The sequence below is a fragment of the Ramlibacter sp. genome, from assembly GCF_028291745.1.
Taxonomy (GTDB): Bacteria; Pseudomonadota; Gammaproteobacteria; order Burkholderiales; family Burkholderiaceae_C; genus Ramlibacter.
In genome coordinates, this window is the sequence record NZ_JAQGNQ010000116.1 from 1 (window position 1) to 14963 (window position 14963).

General features: G+C 69.9%; 15 protein-coding genes, 1 tRNA gene and 1 pseudogene. 8 read left to right on the top strand and 9 right to left on the bottom strand.

Annotated elements, in window-relative coordinates; translation table 11 throughout:
• The 3 genes and pseudogenes from JWP60_RS21760 to JWP60_RS21770 all read right to left on the bottom strand — a co-directional run.
• Nucleotides 1–105 (bottom strand): annotated as a pseudogene (locus JWP60_RS21760) (phosphoserine phosphatase SerB); the annotation flags it as partial.
• Between the two features lie 12 nt (nucleotides 106–117).
• Nucleotides 118–243, bottom strand: a complete 126-nt coding sequence (locus JWP60_RS21765) for a hypothetical protein (protein WP_299795970.1) — start codon at nucleotides 241–243, stop codon at nucleotides 118–120.
• A gap of 82 nt (nucleotides 244–325) precedes the next feature.
• Nucleotides 326–691, bottom strand: a complete 366-nt coding sequence (locus tag JWP60_RS21770; protein ID WP_299795972.1) for a hypothetical protein — start codon at nucleotides 689–691, stop codon at nucleotides 326–328.
• Nucleotides 692–901: 210 nt separating this feature from the next.
• Here JWP60_RS21770 and JWP60_RS21775 point away from each other — a divergent pair, with 210 nt between their 5' ends.
• Together JWP60_RS21775 and JWP60_RS21780 are read left to right on the top strand one after the other, a co-directional pair.
• Nucleotides 902–1948: a Cj0069 family protein gene (locus JWP60_RS21775; protein ID WP_299795975.1), complete on the top strand. Its 1047-nt coding sequence runs from the start codon at nucleotides 902–904 to the stop codon at nucleotides 1946–1948.
• 9 nt (nucleotides 1949–1957) lie between these two features.
• Nucleotides 1958–2935, top strand: a complete 978-nt coding sequence (locus tag JWP60_RS21780; RefSeq protein ID WP_299795978.1) for a hypothetical protein — start codon at nucleotides 1958–1960, stop codon at nucleotides 2933–2935.
• A gap of 64 nt (nucleotides 2936–2999) precedes the next feature.
• On the opposite strand, the gene JWP60_RS21785 is transcribed toward JWP60_RS21780, so the two are convergent.
• The 4 genes from JWP60_RS21785 to JWP60_RS21800 form a co-directional block, all read right to left on the bottom strand.
• Nucleotides 3000–5330 carry a glycoside hydrolase family 15 protein gene (locus JWP60_RS21785; RefSeq protein WP_299795981.1) on the bottom strand — a complete coding sequence of 777 codons (2331 nt, stop codon included), beginning with the start codon at nucleotides 5328–5330 and terminating at the stop codon, nucleotides 3000–3002.
• 72 nt (nucleotides 5331–5402) lie between these two features.
• Complete coding sequence (locus tag JWP60_RS21790) at nucleotides 5403–6557, bottom strand: class I SAM-dependent methyltransferase (RefSeq protein WP_299795985.1); 1155 nt, start codon at nucleotides 6555–6557, stop codon at nucleotides 5403–5405.
• A gap of 62 nt (nucleotides 6558–6619) precedes the next feature.
• Nucleotides 6620–6695 (bottom strand) — tRNA-His (locus JWP60_RS21795).
• A gap of 36 nt (nucleotides 6696–6731) precedes the next feature.
• The gene (locus JWP60_RS21800) at nucleotides 6732–7721 is read right to left on the bottom strand and encodes an NADPH:quinone oxidoreductase family protein (RefSeq protein ID WP_299795988.1); all 990 of its coding nucleotides are present in this window, start codon (nucleotides 7719–7721) and stop codon (nucleotides 6732–6734) included.
• A 92-nt stretch (nucleotides 7722–7813) separates the two neighbouring features.
• On the opposite strand from JWP60_RS21800, the gene surE reads away from it, so the two are divergent.
• From surE to rlmD, 6 genes are read left to right on the top strand one after another with little or no spacing between them, the layout of a single operon-like run.
• Nucleotides 7814–8578 (top strand): 5'/3'-nucleotidase SurE, encoded by a 765-nt coding sequence (surE, locus tag JWP60_RS21805; protein WP_299795990.1) that lies wholly within the window; start codon nucleotides 7814–7816, stop codon nucleotides 8576–8578.
• Nucleotides 8575–9342: a protein-L-isoaspartate(D-aspartate) O-methyltransferase gene (locus JWP60_RS21810; protein ID WP_299795993.1), complete on the top strand. Its 768-nt coding sequence runs from the start codon at nucleotides 8575–8577 to the stop codon at nucleotides 9340–9342. Before surE ends, JWP60_RS21810 begins: the two co-directional genes overlap by 4 nt.
• Before the next feature lie 11 nt (nucleotides 9343–9353).
• Complete coding sequence (locus tag JWP60_RS21815) at nucleotides 9354–10250, top strand: peptidoglycan DD-metalloendopeptidase family protein (protein ID WP_299795996.1); 897 nt, start codon at nucleotides 9354–9356, stop codon at nucleotides 10248–10250.
• Nucleotides 10251–10252: 2 nt separating this feature from the next.
• A complete protein-coding gene (locus tag JWP60_RS21820; protein WP_299795998.1) occupies nucleotides 10253–11302 on the top strand; it encodes a sigma-70 family RNA polymerase sigma factor in 1050 nt (349 codons plus the stop codon).
• 36 nt (nucleotides 11303–11338) lie between these two features.
• Complete coding sequence (locus JWP60_RS21825; protein ID WP_299796001.1) at nucleotides 11339–12124, top strand: 3'-5' exonuclease; 786 nt, start codon at nucleotides 11339–11341, stop codon at nucleotides 12122–12124.
• 50 nt (nucleotides 12125–12174) lie between these two features.
• Nucleotides 12175–13590 (top strand): 23S rRNA (uracil(1939)-C(5))-methyltransferase RlmD, encoded by a 1416-nt coding sequence (rlmD, locus tag JWP60_RS21830; protein ID WP_299796004.1) that lies wholly within the window; start codon nucleotides 12175–12177, stop codon nucleotides 13588–13590.
• A gap of 3 nt (nucleotides 13591–13593) precedes the next feature.
• Here the strand turns inward: rlmD and JWP60_RS21835 are convergent, their stop codons facing one another.
• Both JWP60_RS21835 and JWP60_RS21840 read right to left on the bottom strand, forming a co-directional pair.
• A complete protein-coding gene (locus JWP60_RS21835; protein ID WP_299796007.1) occupies nucleotides 13594–14289 on the bottom strand; it encodes an RES family NAD+ phosphorylase in 696 nt (231 codons plus the stop codon).
• Nucleotides 14289–14711 (bottom strand): MbcA/ParS/Xre antitoxin family protein, encoded by a 423-nt coding sequence (locus JWP60_RS21840; protein WP_299796010.1) that lies wholly within the window; start codon nucleotides 14709–14711, stop codon nucleotides 14289–14291. The genes JWP60_RS21835 and JWP60_RS21840 overlap by 1 nt, the downstream gene beginning before the upstream one ends.
• Between the last annotated feature and the right edge of the window lie 252 nt (nucleotides 14712–14963).

Sequence of the window (14963 nt, forward strand, 5' to 3'; positions counted from 1 at the left end):
GAGGGTGGAGTCCATGTCGAAGGCGATGAGCTTGAAGTCGCTCAGCGCCAGCGGCGGCGTGAAGCCCTGGACCTGCAGGCCGGGCGCGATGTCTTGGAACGGCATGGCGCGATTTTCTCACTGGCCCACGTTCATCACATGGTCGCTGGCGCGCAATCCTTCGCTGCTGGCGGGCGTGCTGAAGCACAAGCCGGTCGCCGTGATGCTCTCCGTCGGCGAGGCGCGGCCCTTCGCGCCCGACATCCATGCAGCGGGGCTGATCCCCGCCATCGAGCCGGTGGGCGATGTACGCGCAGGGCGCCGCCGACTGCCTCGCGCCGCGTACCTAGTGCGCCAGTTGCTGCTTCTGGACCAGCGACAAGCCGGACGGATCGCCCGCCTTGCAGCGGCTGCCGTTCAGGGTCGAGCCCGTGCCCAGGCAGGCCAGCTTGCCGGAGGCGCTGGGCTTGCGGGCCGTTGTCTTGGCCTGCTTCTCGTCGTCCTCGGCGGCCCTGGATTCAGTCAGGCGCTTGCGCTCCACCGTTGCGGCAGCTGCGTCGGAGGGGCGGGCGTAGGGCGAGGCGTAGAGCTTCTGTACCTGCGACTGGCCCCAGTCGTAGCTGCCCGCGCTTGCCCCGGAGCTGGCCGACTGCGCGAATGCCTGCGTGACGGCCAGCAAGGCGAGGGCGGCGAGGGTGAGGTGCGCTTTCATGCGCGCGACCTTAGCGGCGAGGCACTGACCGGCAACTGACCCGAGACCGCTGCCGCCACGCGCCCTGCCTGGCACGGAAAAATTCCGTTTGGCCACCTCCGGTCCTAGAATGCCGCCACGGGGACACGAGCAGACTCCCCGTGCACCAAGAGGCTTGCGCCTCCAAGTTCTGCTCCTGACGATGGGCCTTGCCCACTCGGGAGTGCGACCTTGTCCAGACCCTCCGTTGCCTTGCTCTATCCGGGAGACCGCGCGCTGCGGGACCGCTCGGACCCGGCCGAAAGCCGCTTTGCGCCCCTGTTCGATGCCTTCGCCGCCGCCGGCATCGAAGCCGTGCCGGCCGTGTATCACGACGACTTCGCCGATGAAGTCGAAGCGCAGTTGCGCGAGGTCGCCGTCGTGCTCGCCTGGTGCAACCCGATCCAGGATGGCCGGCGGCGCGACCGGCTCGATGCGCTGCTGCGGCGTGTCGCCGACGCCGGCGTCCTGGTCAGTGCGCACCCGGAGGCCATCCTCAAGCTCGGGACCAAGGACGTCCTGGTCGAAGCGCGCGATCTTCCCTTCGGCAGCGACGTGGCGCGCATCGACAGCCTCGCGCAACTGCAAGCGGAATTGCCGGAGCGCCTTTCCCGCGGGGCCCGGGTGCTCAAGCAGCACCGCGGCCACAGCGGGATCGGCGTGTGGCGGGTCGAAGCGGTGGATCCGCATCTGGCCTCCTCGCAATTGCGCGTGCGGCAGGCGCAGCGTGGCAGCGCGGAGGAGGTGATGGACCTGGCGTCGCTGATCGCGTTGCTGGGCCCGTGCTTCGAGCCTGCCAACGGCGGCCACATGATCGACCAGGCCTGGCAGCCGCGGCTGGTGCAGGGCATGGTGCGCGCCTATCTCGTGGAAGAGCGCGTCGCGGGCTTCGGCCTGCAGTCCGTCAACGCGCTGTATCCCGCAGCACCGGGAGAGCCGCCGCCACCGACCGGCCCGCGGCTCTATCACGACGCGGATCTGCCGCAGTTCCAGGGACTGCGCGATTCGCTGGAGACACTCTGGGTCGAACTGCTTCGCTGCCAGGTCGGCCTGCCGCGCAACTGCGTCCCGCTGCTCTGGGACTGGGACTTCCTGTACGGCGAGCCGACGGCGCAGGGAGCCGAGCGCTTCGTGCTGTGCGAGATCAACGTCAGCAGCGTGGCGCCGTTTCCGCCGTCGGCGATTGGGACGATCGTGTCGGCGGTGCAGGCGCGGTTGGCGCACTTGACGCGCCTGTGAGGAGCGTCCATGCCGTTCGCCATGGCGTCTCGACTGGGCCGATTCCTGCTTGTTGCACTCTGGTGCGCCATCGCCGCCGCGCAACCGGGGCCGCTGCACCTCGTGGCCACCATCGACCTACCGGGAACAACGGGCCGCCTCGACCATCTTGCCTACGCCGCGGACCAGAACCTGCTGTTCGTGGCCGGACTGGGTGCTGACACGGTTGAAGTCATCGACCTCAAGGCCCGGCGCAGACTGCGTCGCATCACCGGCATCCGCGAGCCGCAAGGCCTGGCCTATGCACCGGGGCTGGGACTGTTCGTGGCGAGCGGGCAGGGCGACGCAATCCTGCGCGTGCAGGGCGAACAGGTGCGCACGCTGGCGACCGGGCTACCCGACGCCGACAACCTGCGGCTGGATGCCTCGGCGGGCCGCCTGTATGTCGGCTATGGCAATGCGCTCGCCGTGATCGATGCGCGCTCTGGCGCAGTGCTGCAGCGGCTGCCGCTACCGGGGCACCCGGAAGCGTTCGACATTGCGGAGAACAGGATCTACGTGAATGTGCCGACGGCGGGCGCGGTGATCGTGCTGGACCTGACCTCCGGCAAATCGATCGCGCAATGGCCGGTGGCGCCGGCGCGCGCCAATTTCGCGATGGCGCTGGACGCCTCGTCGCACCGCTTGTTCGTGGCGACCCGGCGTCCGCCGCAGTTGCTTGCGTTCGCAACCGACACGGCGCAAGCAAGCCCACCGGTCCCGGTCTGCGGCGACGTCGACGACCTGGCCTTGGACGCGACCCGGCACACGCTGTACGTGGTCTGCGGTGACGGACATGTTCTGGCCATGGGCACGCAGGATCGCACACCGGTGCAGCCTGGGCAGGCGGTGGGCACGGCTGCGGGCGCACGCACGGGCCTGTGGGTGCCGGCCTTGCGGACCTTGTTCGTGGCCGTGCCGGCGAGTGGTGGCCGGAGTGCGGCGATCCTGCTGTATCAGGTGCCGTGAGCAGGCCGGAAAAGCGCTGCATCCGGCACCGTAGCAGCCATGGATCGCACGCGGGCCGCCGGGCTCAGTTGATGTCGACGCGGTAGTCCTGGCCTTCCCAGCTGCCGCTGTCGGTCCAGAGGAAGGTGAAGTCGATCCGCGTTCCGGCCGCAAGGCCGCTCGTGGGCAGGGCCAGCACGTACTGCCCGAGCCCGTTGTCGGTGGTCTCGCTGTCGGCGACTCCCTGCCAGCCGTCGATGCCGTGGTGGACGCGTGCCGGGCGCGGCAGGTACAGCCACAGCGCCTGGCCGCTGCGCATCCGCGCAATCGGCGCGCGTGGCGACCACAGCGCCTCGGCGGGCGCCGGGCGGCGGCCGCCATAACGCCGCCACACCGCCTCGGGACGATCGAACGGACGCCCCAGCGCGCGGCTCGCAGCCAGCTTGACGAATTCCGCATGGGCCCACACGAGCGGCATCGCCGAACCCGTGGGCTTGCCCAGCGTCAGCCATGGACGCGGGGACGACGGCTCGTCCCAGACCTGCTCGGGAATCAGCCCGCAGCGCCCGACCATCGCTGCCATCGACTGCAGGTAAGGCAGGGGGTCGCGCCCCGCCGCGAGCTCGTAGTGACCGCGCTCGCCGCTCAGCAGGGGCCAGGCGCGCCCGCGGCCGGCGCCGTCGAACGGGCTGCCGTCGGCGCGTTCGCCATAGCCGTCGCCCACGTAGCGATGCCAGGCGGAACCGGCCGGTGTCTCCACCCGCAGCAGGGCGTCCGCGAGCTTGATCGTGTCGAGCATCAGCGGATCGCCGGCGTCGCGCAAGCCCATGCGCACCAGGTGCAGGAAGTCGGTCGCGACCTGATCCTCCGCCGCGAGGCCGGGGTCCTCGATCTGGTTCTTGATGGCCAGGATGCGTTCGAGATGGCGCAGGCCATCGGTGTCCACCGGCGGCGCGATCCGCACGTAGTAGCCGGCGAGCCCATGCGCTCGCGCGAGTGCCGTGTCGTGCACGGCGGTCCACTCTTCGATGCGCGAATTCCAGTCGTCCGCGATCCGCAGCGCCCAGCCCCTGGCCGGCTCGGCGAGCCATGGCGCGCCGCAGACCAGCGCGGCGATGCAGGTCGCCAGGGTGAAGGCATTGATCCCGGCGTCCTCTTCCCAGCGGTCCTGCTCCGAGGCGGGGCCCACGCGTGCAATGAAGGCGAGCGCGCGCCGGATCATGGGCGCGACCTCGATGCCGTCGAGGGCTTCGCGTTCGGCCAGCGCGGCCGCCAGCAGCACCGGGAACGCCGCTTCGTCGAGCTGGCAACCCTGCCAGAAAGGCGCTCCGCCCAGCCACTGGTTCTGCGACCAGTTGCCGGCGGCGAGCTGGGTTGCGACCAGGTAGCGCAGGATGTCGCGCGCTTCCGGCACCGCCCCCAGCGCCAGCAGGCCGCCGGCGCTTTCGACCAGGTCGCGCGGCCACACCAGGTGGTAGCCGCCGATGTTGTCGTTGCTGTTGCCCCAAGGCACGCTCAGGCTCGCGACCATCGCGCCCACGAAGGTCTTGTCCTGGTGCACCCGCAGCACCATGGCCGAGGTCGCCAGTTGTTCGGCGAGCGCGGGCGGCAGGCCCGCCGGTTGTTGCACCTGGTGGTGCCACTCTTGCCAGGCGCCGACGTGGGCCGCCCAGGCGAGGTCGAAAGGCTGGCACAACGCCGCCACTGCGAGGGTGGCGGCGGACTCGCGGCTGGCCGCAATGCCGAGCGCGAGCGTCGCCGAGCGCGGCAGCTCGCCGATCAACGCCACGGTCCCCGGGCCGGCCGTGTCGAACTGCCAGGTGAGCCGGCCATGGCGGTCGAAGTCCTGCCAGCCATCGCTGGCGCCGACGTAGCCGGCGCTGGCGGCCCCCCACGCATCGCACTGGCTGCTATCCACTGCGGCCAGCGCCAGCCCGAACGGCCCCTGCTCGGCCCACAACATGCGCCGGCCGCGGTACCAGCCGGCCTCGGCCACGTTGTCGTGCCCGGTGCCACCCAGGTGCGGCGCGAGCAGCGCGTACGGACGCAGCGCGGCATCGCCGAGCAAGGCGACTTCGATGAGCAGCACCTCGCGCTGCGGGTCGGGCGCGATCCGCAGCCGCAGTTCGAACCGCGGGTGCTTGTGGACGATTTCGAGCGCCGGCACGCCGGCCTGCGGCACGACGATGCGGTACGACTCCAGCCGCTTGACCTCCACCCAGAAGCCCTGCCCATCGGCGACGATGAAGCCGAGGTCGCGGATCTGCGGCAGGTCGATGCGCGGGGAGTAGACCTCGTTGAGGATGCCGAAGCCGGTGGTGAACCACAGCCGGCCGGCACCGAGCGAGCAGCCGACCAGATCCTTGTCGCTGCTCGTCCAGGTGGGATGGGTTCCGGGTGCTCCGGGTGCGTGCATGGAATGCTTCCGCTGTCGTGGCGTAAGCCCGAGCATCGCATGGCCTTGGGCTATGTCCGGGGCACGCTGCGCTCAGGCCGTGCCGAGGCGCCAGAGAGAAGTGATTTCGCGACTGCGAGCCGCCGCAAACGGATCGCTCGCATCGCTCGCCTTCGGATGGCGCGGCCGGACGTCCAGGCGCTCGCGAACGACCAGACCGCCGGCATCGAACAGCGCGCGCAATTCGTCGCGGGTACGCAGCCCCAGGTGCTCCGCCAAGTCGGACAGCACCAGCCAGCCCTCGCCTCTTGGCGCGAGCCGCTCGCGCAGTCCGCCGAGGAATCCGCGCAGCATGCGGCTGTCCGGGTCATAGACGGCATGCTCCAGCGCCGAGCTGGGCGTGCCCGGCAACCACGGCGGGTTGCACACGATGAGCGGAGCGGTTCCAGCCGGAAACAGGTCGGCTTCGACGACCTCGATCTGTCCCTGCAGGCCCAGGCGCTGGATGTTGTCGCGGGCGCACGCCAGGGCACGCGGGTTCAGGTCGGTTGCCACGACGTGTGCGACCCCGCGGCGCGCGAGCACGGCCGCGATCACACCGGTGCCCGTGCCGATGTCCCAGGCCAGCGAGGCTCCGGCGGGCAGAGTCGCCGCGGCGATCAGGTCGAGGTACTCGCCGCGCACCGGCGAGAACACGCCGTAGTGCGCGTGAATGCGGTTGCCCGGGGGCGGCCCGAGCGCCGGCACCTCCACGCCGGTCTTGCGCCATTCATGGGCGCCCACCAGGCCCAGCAATTCGCGCAGGGCCACGACGCAGGGCTCGCCGTGCGGCGGTCCCCACGCCTCGGCGCACGCGACATGCAGGTCGGGCGCCCGGCGAAGGCGGATGCCGTAATCGCCGTCGACCTCGATGACTACCATGCCCAGCACGCGCGCACGGCGTCCTTGCGCCTGTCGATGGCGGTAAAAGGCTTGCGCCGGTGATGCGGGTGCGCTGGCCGGTTTGCGGGGCGGGCGGTCGAGCCGGCGGGCCAGCGCCTGCAGGAGCTGGCGCGCGTTCTGGAAGTCGCCGCGCCACAGCAGCGCCGTGCCTTCGGAGGCCAGGCGATAGGCCACGTCGGCCGGGATCTGGTCGTCGGCCATCTGCACGCGCGCCGGCGCTGGCCAGCCCGCCTCCGAACGCCAGGGCGCCTGCCGCGGCTGGCCACCTTCGTGCCACGTGAGGACCATCAGGGCTGGAGCGTTCATCGGAAAGCGAAAAGGCCCCGAAGGGCCTTGCGAATCGAGCACTTGGCGGTGCGCAGAAAAACTGGGGTGGCTGATGGGACTCGAACCCACGACAACAGGAATCACAATCCTGGACTCTACCAACTGAGCTACAGCCACCGCAAGCCCGCGATTATAGCCGGACCGCGCGCGGCCTCACGGGTTGACCAGCACGAGTTTGCCTTTCACGGCGCGCGAGCCCATGCGGGCATAGGCCGCCTTGAGCTCGGCCATCGGCATGGTGCGGTCGATCACGGGCTTGACCTTGCCTTGCCCATACCACTGCGCCAGCTCCTGCATCATGGAGGCATTGGCCTTCGGTTCGCGGCGCGAGAAGTCGCCCCAGAAGACGCCGACGATCGATGCCCCCTTCAGCAGCGCCAGGTTCAAGGGCAGGCTCGGGATCGGCCCCGCGGCGAAGCCCACCACCAGGTAGCGGCCCCGCCAGGCAATCGAGCGGAAGGCCGGCTCGGCGAAGTCGCCGCCGACCGGGTCGTAGATCACGTCGGGGCCCTTGCCGTCGGTGGCCGCCTTCACCGCCTCACGAAAGGCCGTGGGCACCGCGTGGGTCGTGTAGTTGATGGTGGCATCGGCGCCGATGGAGCGGCACAGCGCGCATTTCTCGTCGGTCGATGCGGCGGCAATCACGCGCGCACCCATCGTCTTGGCGATCTGGATCGCGGCGGTGCCGACGCCGCCTGCGGCGCCCAGCACCAGCACGGTTTCGCCCGCCTTCAGTTGCGCGCGATCGACCAGCGCGTGATGCGAGGTCGCGTAGATCATGATGAAGGCGGCCGCATCGACGAATGGAAATCCCGCCGGCAGCGGCATGCACAGATGCGCCGGCGCAATGGTGTGCGTGCCGAAGCCGCCGGTGCCCGAGAGGCAGGCCACATGCTGGCCCACTTTCAGGTACGTGACGCCTTCGCCCACCGCGGCAATCACACCTGCGTATTCCGAGCCGGGCACGAAGGGCAGCGGCGGCTTGTGCTGGTACTTGTTCTGCACGATCAGCAGGTCGGGGAAGTTCAGGCTCGCGGCCTTGATCTCCACCAGCACCTCGCCGGCCAACGGCCGCGGCGTGGGCAGTTCCTTCCATTGCAGCGCGTCGACGCCGACCGGGTTTTCGCAGAGCCAGGCATGCATGCGGATCCTCCAACACGTGATGGGCCGGATCATAGGCAAGCGGCCGCGCTGCGCGAGTCCCAGCGGTGACCGCCGCCTACAATCGCGGCACGATGAAGATCCTGCTCTCCAACGACGACGGCTACCAGGCGCCGGGCATCGTGGCGCTGTACGAGGCGATCCGCGAACTCGGCGAAGTCGAAGTCGTCGCGCCGGAGCACAACAACAGCGCCAAGTCGAACGCGCTCACGCTGCACGCGCCGCTGTACGTCAACGAGGCCGGCAACGGCTTTCGCTACGTGAACGGCACGCCGGCCGACTGCGTGCACATCGCCCTGACCGGCCTGCTTGGCTACCGACCCGACCTGGTGGTCAGCGGCATCAACAACGGCGCCAACATGGGCGACGACACGATCTACTCCGGCACGGTGGGTGCGGCCATGGAGGGCTATCTGTTCGGCGTGCCCGCAATCGCCTTCTCGCAGACGGAAAAGGGCTGGGCCCATCTCGACGCCGCGGCCCGCAAGGCGCGCGAGCTGGTGCAGTTCCTGGCGGAACACCATCGCACGGACGACGCCCACTGGCTGTTGAACGTCAACATCCCGAATCGCCCCTACGAGGAATTGAAGCCCTACAAAGTGTGCCGGCTCGGGCGCCGCCATGCCGCGGAGAAGGTGATCGCGCAGACCAGCCCCCATGGCCAGACCATGTACTGGATAGGCGCGGCCGGTCCCGCCAAGGACGACGCCGAGGGCACCGACTTCCACGCGGCGCTGCAGGGGCATCCCACCATCACGCCGCTGAAGGTGGACCTCACCGATCACGACGCGCTGCGCTACTGGGCGCAGGCGGCCGCCCGCACCGAGGCGGGCGCATGACGCGGCGTCCCGGCTTCCCGGTGCGGCTGCCGGGCAGCGCGCCGCTGCCGGCTGTGCGGCGCGTGGGCAGCGGCGCGCCGCCCGCGGCACCGGCCGCGCCTGCGGGCCTCGGCCTCGACTCGCAGGCGGTGCGGTCGCGCATGGTGCACAAGCTTGCGGCGCAAGGCATTGCGGATGCCCGCGTGCTGGCCGCCATGAACGCGGTGGAGCGTCATCGCTTCGTCGACACCGCCCTGGGCAACCAGGCCTATGAGGACACCAGCCTGCCGATCGGCTGGGCGCAGACGATTTCCAAGCCCAGCGTGGTCGCACGCATGATCGAACTGCTGCTGGCCGGGCGCACGGGCGCGGACGGCCGCCTCGGGCGCGTGCTCGAAGTGGGTACCGGTTGCGGCTATCAGGCCGCAGTGCTGAGCCATGTGGCCAGCGAGGTCTACAGCATCGAGCGCCTGCGCGGCCTGCATGAGCGCGCCCGCGAGAACCTGCGCGCCTTTCGTCTGGCCAACGTGCATCTGCTGTTCGGCGACGGCATGGCCGGATTCGCCAAGGGCGCGCCCTATGCGGGCATCATCGCCGCGGCCGGTGGCGAGGCGGTGCCCGCTGCCTGGACCGATCAGCTTGCCGACGGCGGGCGCATCGTCGCGCCGATGGTGATGCCGCACGGACAGCAGGCGCTGATCGTGCTCGAGAAGAGCGGCGGGGCACTCCGGCAATCCGTCCTTGAGGGCGTTCACTTTGTCCCCCTAAAATCCGGCATTGCATGAGGATTCACAGAATGACTTTGCGCGAGCGCGCGTTTGGTGGCCTGGCCCTGGTGCTGGCCTGTGTGGTGATGGCCGGCTGTGCCGGCCCGCGCCGCGCGCCGGCACCGGTTGAAGAACGCGGCGCCGTTCGCCATCCCGGGGTCGGCGCGGAACGGGCTGCCACGGCCGCGCCCCTGCCCGGCGCCGAGAACGCAGGCAAGCCCGGGTACCGCACGGTGCAGCGCGGCGAAACGCTGGTGCACATCGCGCTGGAGAGCGGGCAGAACTGGCGTGACATCGCCCGCTGGAACGGGCTGGACAACCCCGACCGGCTCGAGGTGGGCCAGGTGCTGCGCGTGGTGCCGCCGGGCGCCGTCGCCAGCGCCAGCCCCACCGCGCCGGTGGAACGCGCGGCCGCCTCCGCACCGCTGCCTGCGGGCACGGCGTCCGCCTCCGCATCCGCGGCCTTGCCGCCGGGTTCGGCGGCCAGCAGCGTGTCGCGCGGGACGGTTACCGCGGCGACGCCCCCACCGGCCGCCTCGGTGCCGGCCGAGGATGAGGTCGCCTGGGCCTGGCCCACGGTCGGCGCGGGCACCGTGCTGGCCGGCTTCGACGAGCAGAAGAACAAGGGCATCGACATCGGCGGCCGCGCCGGCGACCCGGTGCTGGCTTCGGCCGACGGCCGCGTGGTCTATGCCGGCGCCGGCCTGCGCGGCTACGGCAACCTGATCATCCTGAAGCACAACAACACCTACCTCACGGCCTACGCCCACAACCAGTTGCTGCTGGTGAAGGAAGACCAGACCGTGCGCAAGGGCCAGAAGATCGCGGAGATGGGATCGACCGATACCGACCGCGTGAAGCTGCACTTCGAGATCCGCCGGGAAGGCAAGCCGGTCGATCCCACCAGGTACCTGCCGGTGAAGTAGCGATGAAACGGCGCAACGGGCACGGTTCGCCGACGCCTGCAGGCGCCCGCCAGGATGCGGACGACGTTCCAGCGGATGAGCCGGAACCCGGGCCCCGCGACATCGCACTCGAGATCCCGTTCGCGGCGGCGGAGGCACCCGCAGCCGCCGATGTGCAGCCCCTGCGCGACATCCCGGCCGAGCTCGTCGGCGAGAGCACCGATACGCTCACGCTCTACCTGCGCGACGTGCGCCGCACGACCCTGTTCACTCCCGAGGAGGAATACGCCACCGCGGTGCGGGCGCGGGCGGGCGACTTCGCCGCGCGCCAGTCGATGATCGAGCACAACCTGCGGCTGGTGGTGAGCATCGCCAAGGGCTATCTCGGACGCAGCGTGCCGCTGGCGGACCTGATCGAGGAGGGCAACCTCGGGCTGATGCACGCCATCGGCAAGTTCGAGCCCGAGCGCGGCTTCCGCTTCTCGACCTACGCGACGTGGTGGATCCGCCAGTCGGTGGAACGGGCGGTGATGAACCAGGGCCGCGTGATCCGCCTGCCGGTGCACGTCGTGCGCGAATTGCAGCAGGTGCTGCGGGCGCGCCGCACGCTGGAGAACGATCCCTCTTTCAGCGCGGCGCGCAATGGCGACGGCGACAGCGTGCGGGTGGAAGACGTCGCCGCCCTGCTGGGGCGCGAGGTGCAGGAGGTCGCGCAGCTGCTGGCGATGGCGGAGACGCCGCGCTCGCTCGATGCCGTGGTGGAGCGCTCTGACGACGAGCACACGCTGGGCGACTTCATGGCCGACGAACTCGCGCCCGATCCCACCGGCGTGGCGCAGGACCACCAGGTCGAGCGCCTGCTGGCCGGCTGGATCCAGACCCTGTCGCAACGCGAGAAGGAAGTGCTGGAAGGCCGCTTCGGCCTCTACGAGCGCGAGCCCGAGACTCTGGAAGTCCTGAGCGATCGCCTCGGGCTCACGCGCGAGCGCGTGCGCCAGATCCAGAACGAGGCGCTGAGCAAGCTGAAGCGGCAGATGGCGCGCAGCGGGGTCGATCGGCAGGCCCTGTTCTAGCGGGCCTGGGCAGGGTCGACTGCTAAAGTCGGCGCCATGCCGTGGCCTGTACTCGTCTTCGATATCGAATCCATCCCCGATGTGGCGGGTCTGCGCCTGCTGCGCGACGCGCCCGCCGATGCAGCGGACGCCGAGGTCTTCGGCCAGTGGCTGCAGGAGCGCAAGGACGCCGGCCAGAGCGACTTCATGCCGCTGCACCTGCAGCGCGTGCTGGTGATCAGCTGCGTGTTCCGCAATGCCGAAGGGCTGCGCGTGCATTCCTTCGTCGATCGCGACAACGCCAGCGAAGGCCGGATCGTGCAGCAGTTCTTCAAGACCGTCGAACAGAAGACGCCGCAGCTGGTGAGCTGGAACGGCGGCGGCTTCGACCTGCCGGTGCTGCACTACCGCGGCCTGCGCCACGGCGTGGTGGCCGGCAAGTACTGGGACATGGGCGAGGACGACCGCGAGTTCAAGTGGAACAACTACATCAGCCGCTACCACATGCGGCACCTCGACCTGATGGACCTGCTGGCGATGTACCAGCCGCGCGCCAGCGCCCCGCTGGACGCGATGGCCAAGCTGTGCGGCTTCCCCGGCAAGCTGGGGATGGATGGCTCGAAGGTGTACGAGGCCTACCTCGGTGGCAAGCTGGAGGACATCCGCCGCTACTGCGAGACCGACGTGATGAACACCTATCTCGTGTACTGCCGCTTCCAGAAGATGCGCGGCGGCTTCACCGAGGCCGAGTACGCGCAGGAGATCGAGTTCGTGAAGCACACGCTGGGTGAGCTGGCACCCAATGAGTCGCACTGGCAGGAGTACCTGGCCGCGTGGGTGTGAGCGTGGATTGCGGGTCCAGGCCCGCAATGACATCCGGCGACAATCGGGCCATGACCGAGAAAGCAGTGCCGCCCGTGCATCCCGAGGGCTGGCTGGAAATCGAATCGCTCGACATCGAGGCGCAGGGCGTGGCCCGCCGGCCCGACGGCAAGGTGGTGTTCATCGACGGCGCCCTGCCGGGCGAACTGGTGACGGCGAACGTCCACCGCAAGAAGAACAACTGGGAGCAGGCCTCGCTGGTGCAGGTGCACCGCGAATCGGCGCAGCGCGTGCGCCCGCGCTGTCCGCACTTCGGCCTGCACGAAGGCGCCTGCGGCGGCTGCAAGATGCAGCACCTGCACCCCGCCTCGCAGGTGGCGATCAAGCAGCGCGTGCTGGAAGACAACCTCTGGCACCTGGGCAAGGTCAAGGCCAACACCGTGCTGCCCGCGATCCAGGGCCCCGACTGGGGCTACCGCTGGCGCGCGCGCTTCAGCGTGCGCAACGTGCGCAAGAAGGGCACGGTGCTGGTCGGCTTCCACGAGCGCAAGAGCCGCTACGTGGCGGACATCCGCGAGTGCCACGTCGTGCCCAAACACGTCAGCGACCTGCTGCTGCCGCTGCGCACGCTGATCGGGTCCATGGAGGCCATCGAGACCTGCCCGCAGATCGAGCTGGCCTGCGGCGAAGGCGTGACGGCGCTGGTGCTGCGCCACCTCGAGCCGCTTTCCCCGGGCGACCAGGAAAAGCTGCGCGTGTTCGCCCGCGAGCACGCCGATGCCGGCGTGCAGTGGTGGCTGCAGCCCAAGGGTCCCGACACGGTGCGGCTGATGGAAGAGGGCGGCACTGAACTGCACTACACGCTGCCGGAGTTCGGCATCCGCATGCCCTTCCGGCCGACCGACTTCACGCAGGTCAACCCGCACATCAACCGCGTGCTGGTGGACCGGGCGCTGCGCCTGCTGGAGGTGCAGCGCAGCGAACGCGTGATCGACTGGTTCTGCGGCCTCGGCAACTTCACGCTGCCGCTGGCGACGCGCGCGGGCGAGGTGCTGGGCATCGAGGGCAGCGAGACGCTGGTGGCGCGCTCGCGCGAGAACTACGCGTACAACCAGGCCGGCCGCGCCGAGCCGTTGGCGACGACCCATTTCGAGGCGCGCAACCTGTTCGAGATGACGCCCCCGCAGCTGGTGGCCGACGGGGCCGCCGATCGCTGGCTGGTGGATCCGCCGCGCGAGGGCGCCTTCGCGCTGGCGAAAGCGCTGGCCGACCTGCACCAGGACCCGGCGCTGCGCACGGGCGGCTGGACGCCGCCCCGGCGGATCGTGTACGTGAGCTGCAATCCGGCGACGCTGGCGCGCGATGCCGGCCTGCTGGTGCACCAGGCGGGCTATGCCTGCAGCGCCGCCGGCGTGGTCAACATGTTCCCGCACACCGCGCACGTGGAGTCGATGGCGGTGTTCGATCTGCTGCCACCGGCGCCGTAGCCCTCACTTCATGTCGAACTGCAGCCGCTGCGCATCGTGCGACAGCAGCACGCGTTCGGCGGTGGTCTTGCAGGTCCACGTCTGCTGCACGCCGGGCTTGGGAATGGCAAGCGCGTGGACGTCGAACACGACCTCGCACATGCCGCCTTCGGCCCGCGCCGATTCATAGCGGATCGCCTGCACCGGCGGCTGCAGCGAGCGCACGTGCGCCGCCAGCGCGTGACAGGAGGCGTAGTCGTCCGGGTCGCGCCACTGCTCGCGTTGGCCGGACCACGGCGGCTGGGTGAGGTCCAGTTCGCTGCCGGAAAACTTCGCCTGGAAGAAGGTCAGCTCGGTCAGCACGGGCTGCTCGCGCAGGCCGTCGGAGTCCATGTGGAAGCGCCAGCGCCAGTACGCGACTTCGGCCGCGACGGTGGCGGGCTCGTCGGCGCCGTACCAGGCGCCCGGCTCATCGGGGCGGCGAAAGCGCGAGGGCCATGCACTGACGTAGCGAAAGGGCGTGGCCAGCAGGTAATGCGCGCTGGCGCTGCGCGGGGGCAGGGCGGGCTTGCTGTCCTCCAGCAATTGCTCGAGCAGCAACTGTTCGTCGAGATCGTCGACCAGCCGCATGGTCGCGACGCGATGCTGCGCTTCGACCCCGCGCCAGAGGACCCGCTTGCGCGACTGGACCTGTGCGAGCCAGTCGTCCTGCCAGGGCATCACACCATCGCGCGGGCGCCGTCGAGGTAGCTCACCACCCGCACCAGGCCGTCGACCTTCTGCACGGCGTCGCGCGGGGCGGCGTTGAAGGCCCGGTTGTAGCTGGCCATCCAGGCGCGGCGCTGGCCGTCGTCGTTGCCCACCAGGGCGTCGAGCGAGCGGTACAGGCGAATCAGCAGCGCCGCCAGTTCGGCGGGCTTGCTGCCGGGGTCTATCGTCTTCTCGCCCTTGGCCATGCGCGAGATCTGCGACTCGCTCAGGCCCACCACGCGCGCCAGGCTGGCATTGTTGAGGCCCAGGAACTGCGCGGCCCGGACCGCCGCCTTGGTCAGGACCGCGGCGGCCGCGGGCGAGCCCTGGCTGGCGATGACGGTGGCGGGACGGGGCATGATGCGCTCCTGGGCGAGTGGGGACGTTGCCATGGCAATTCTACTAGCCATTTCCCTCCTGCAGCAAGATCGGGGCGCAGGGGGAAGTTGGATGTCATCCCGGGCTTGACCCGGGATCCCATGCGGCGCCTGCACAAGCGCCGTCGTGGATTGCGGGCCAAGCCCACTAGTGTCCGGAGAAGAGTTCGCATTTGGGCGGTAAGTCATTGATCTGCTTGATGTAATTGCCCCCTGATGCGGGAATCGATTTGAATTTCGTGCGCCCGGCAGCCCACACTCGCAGTC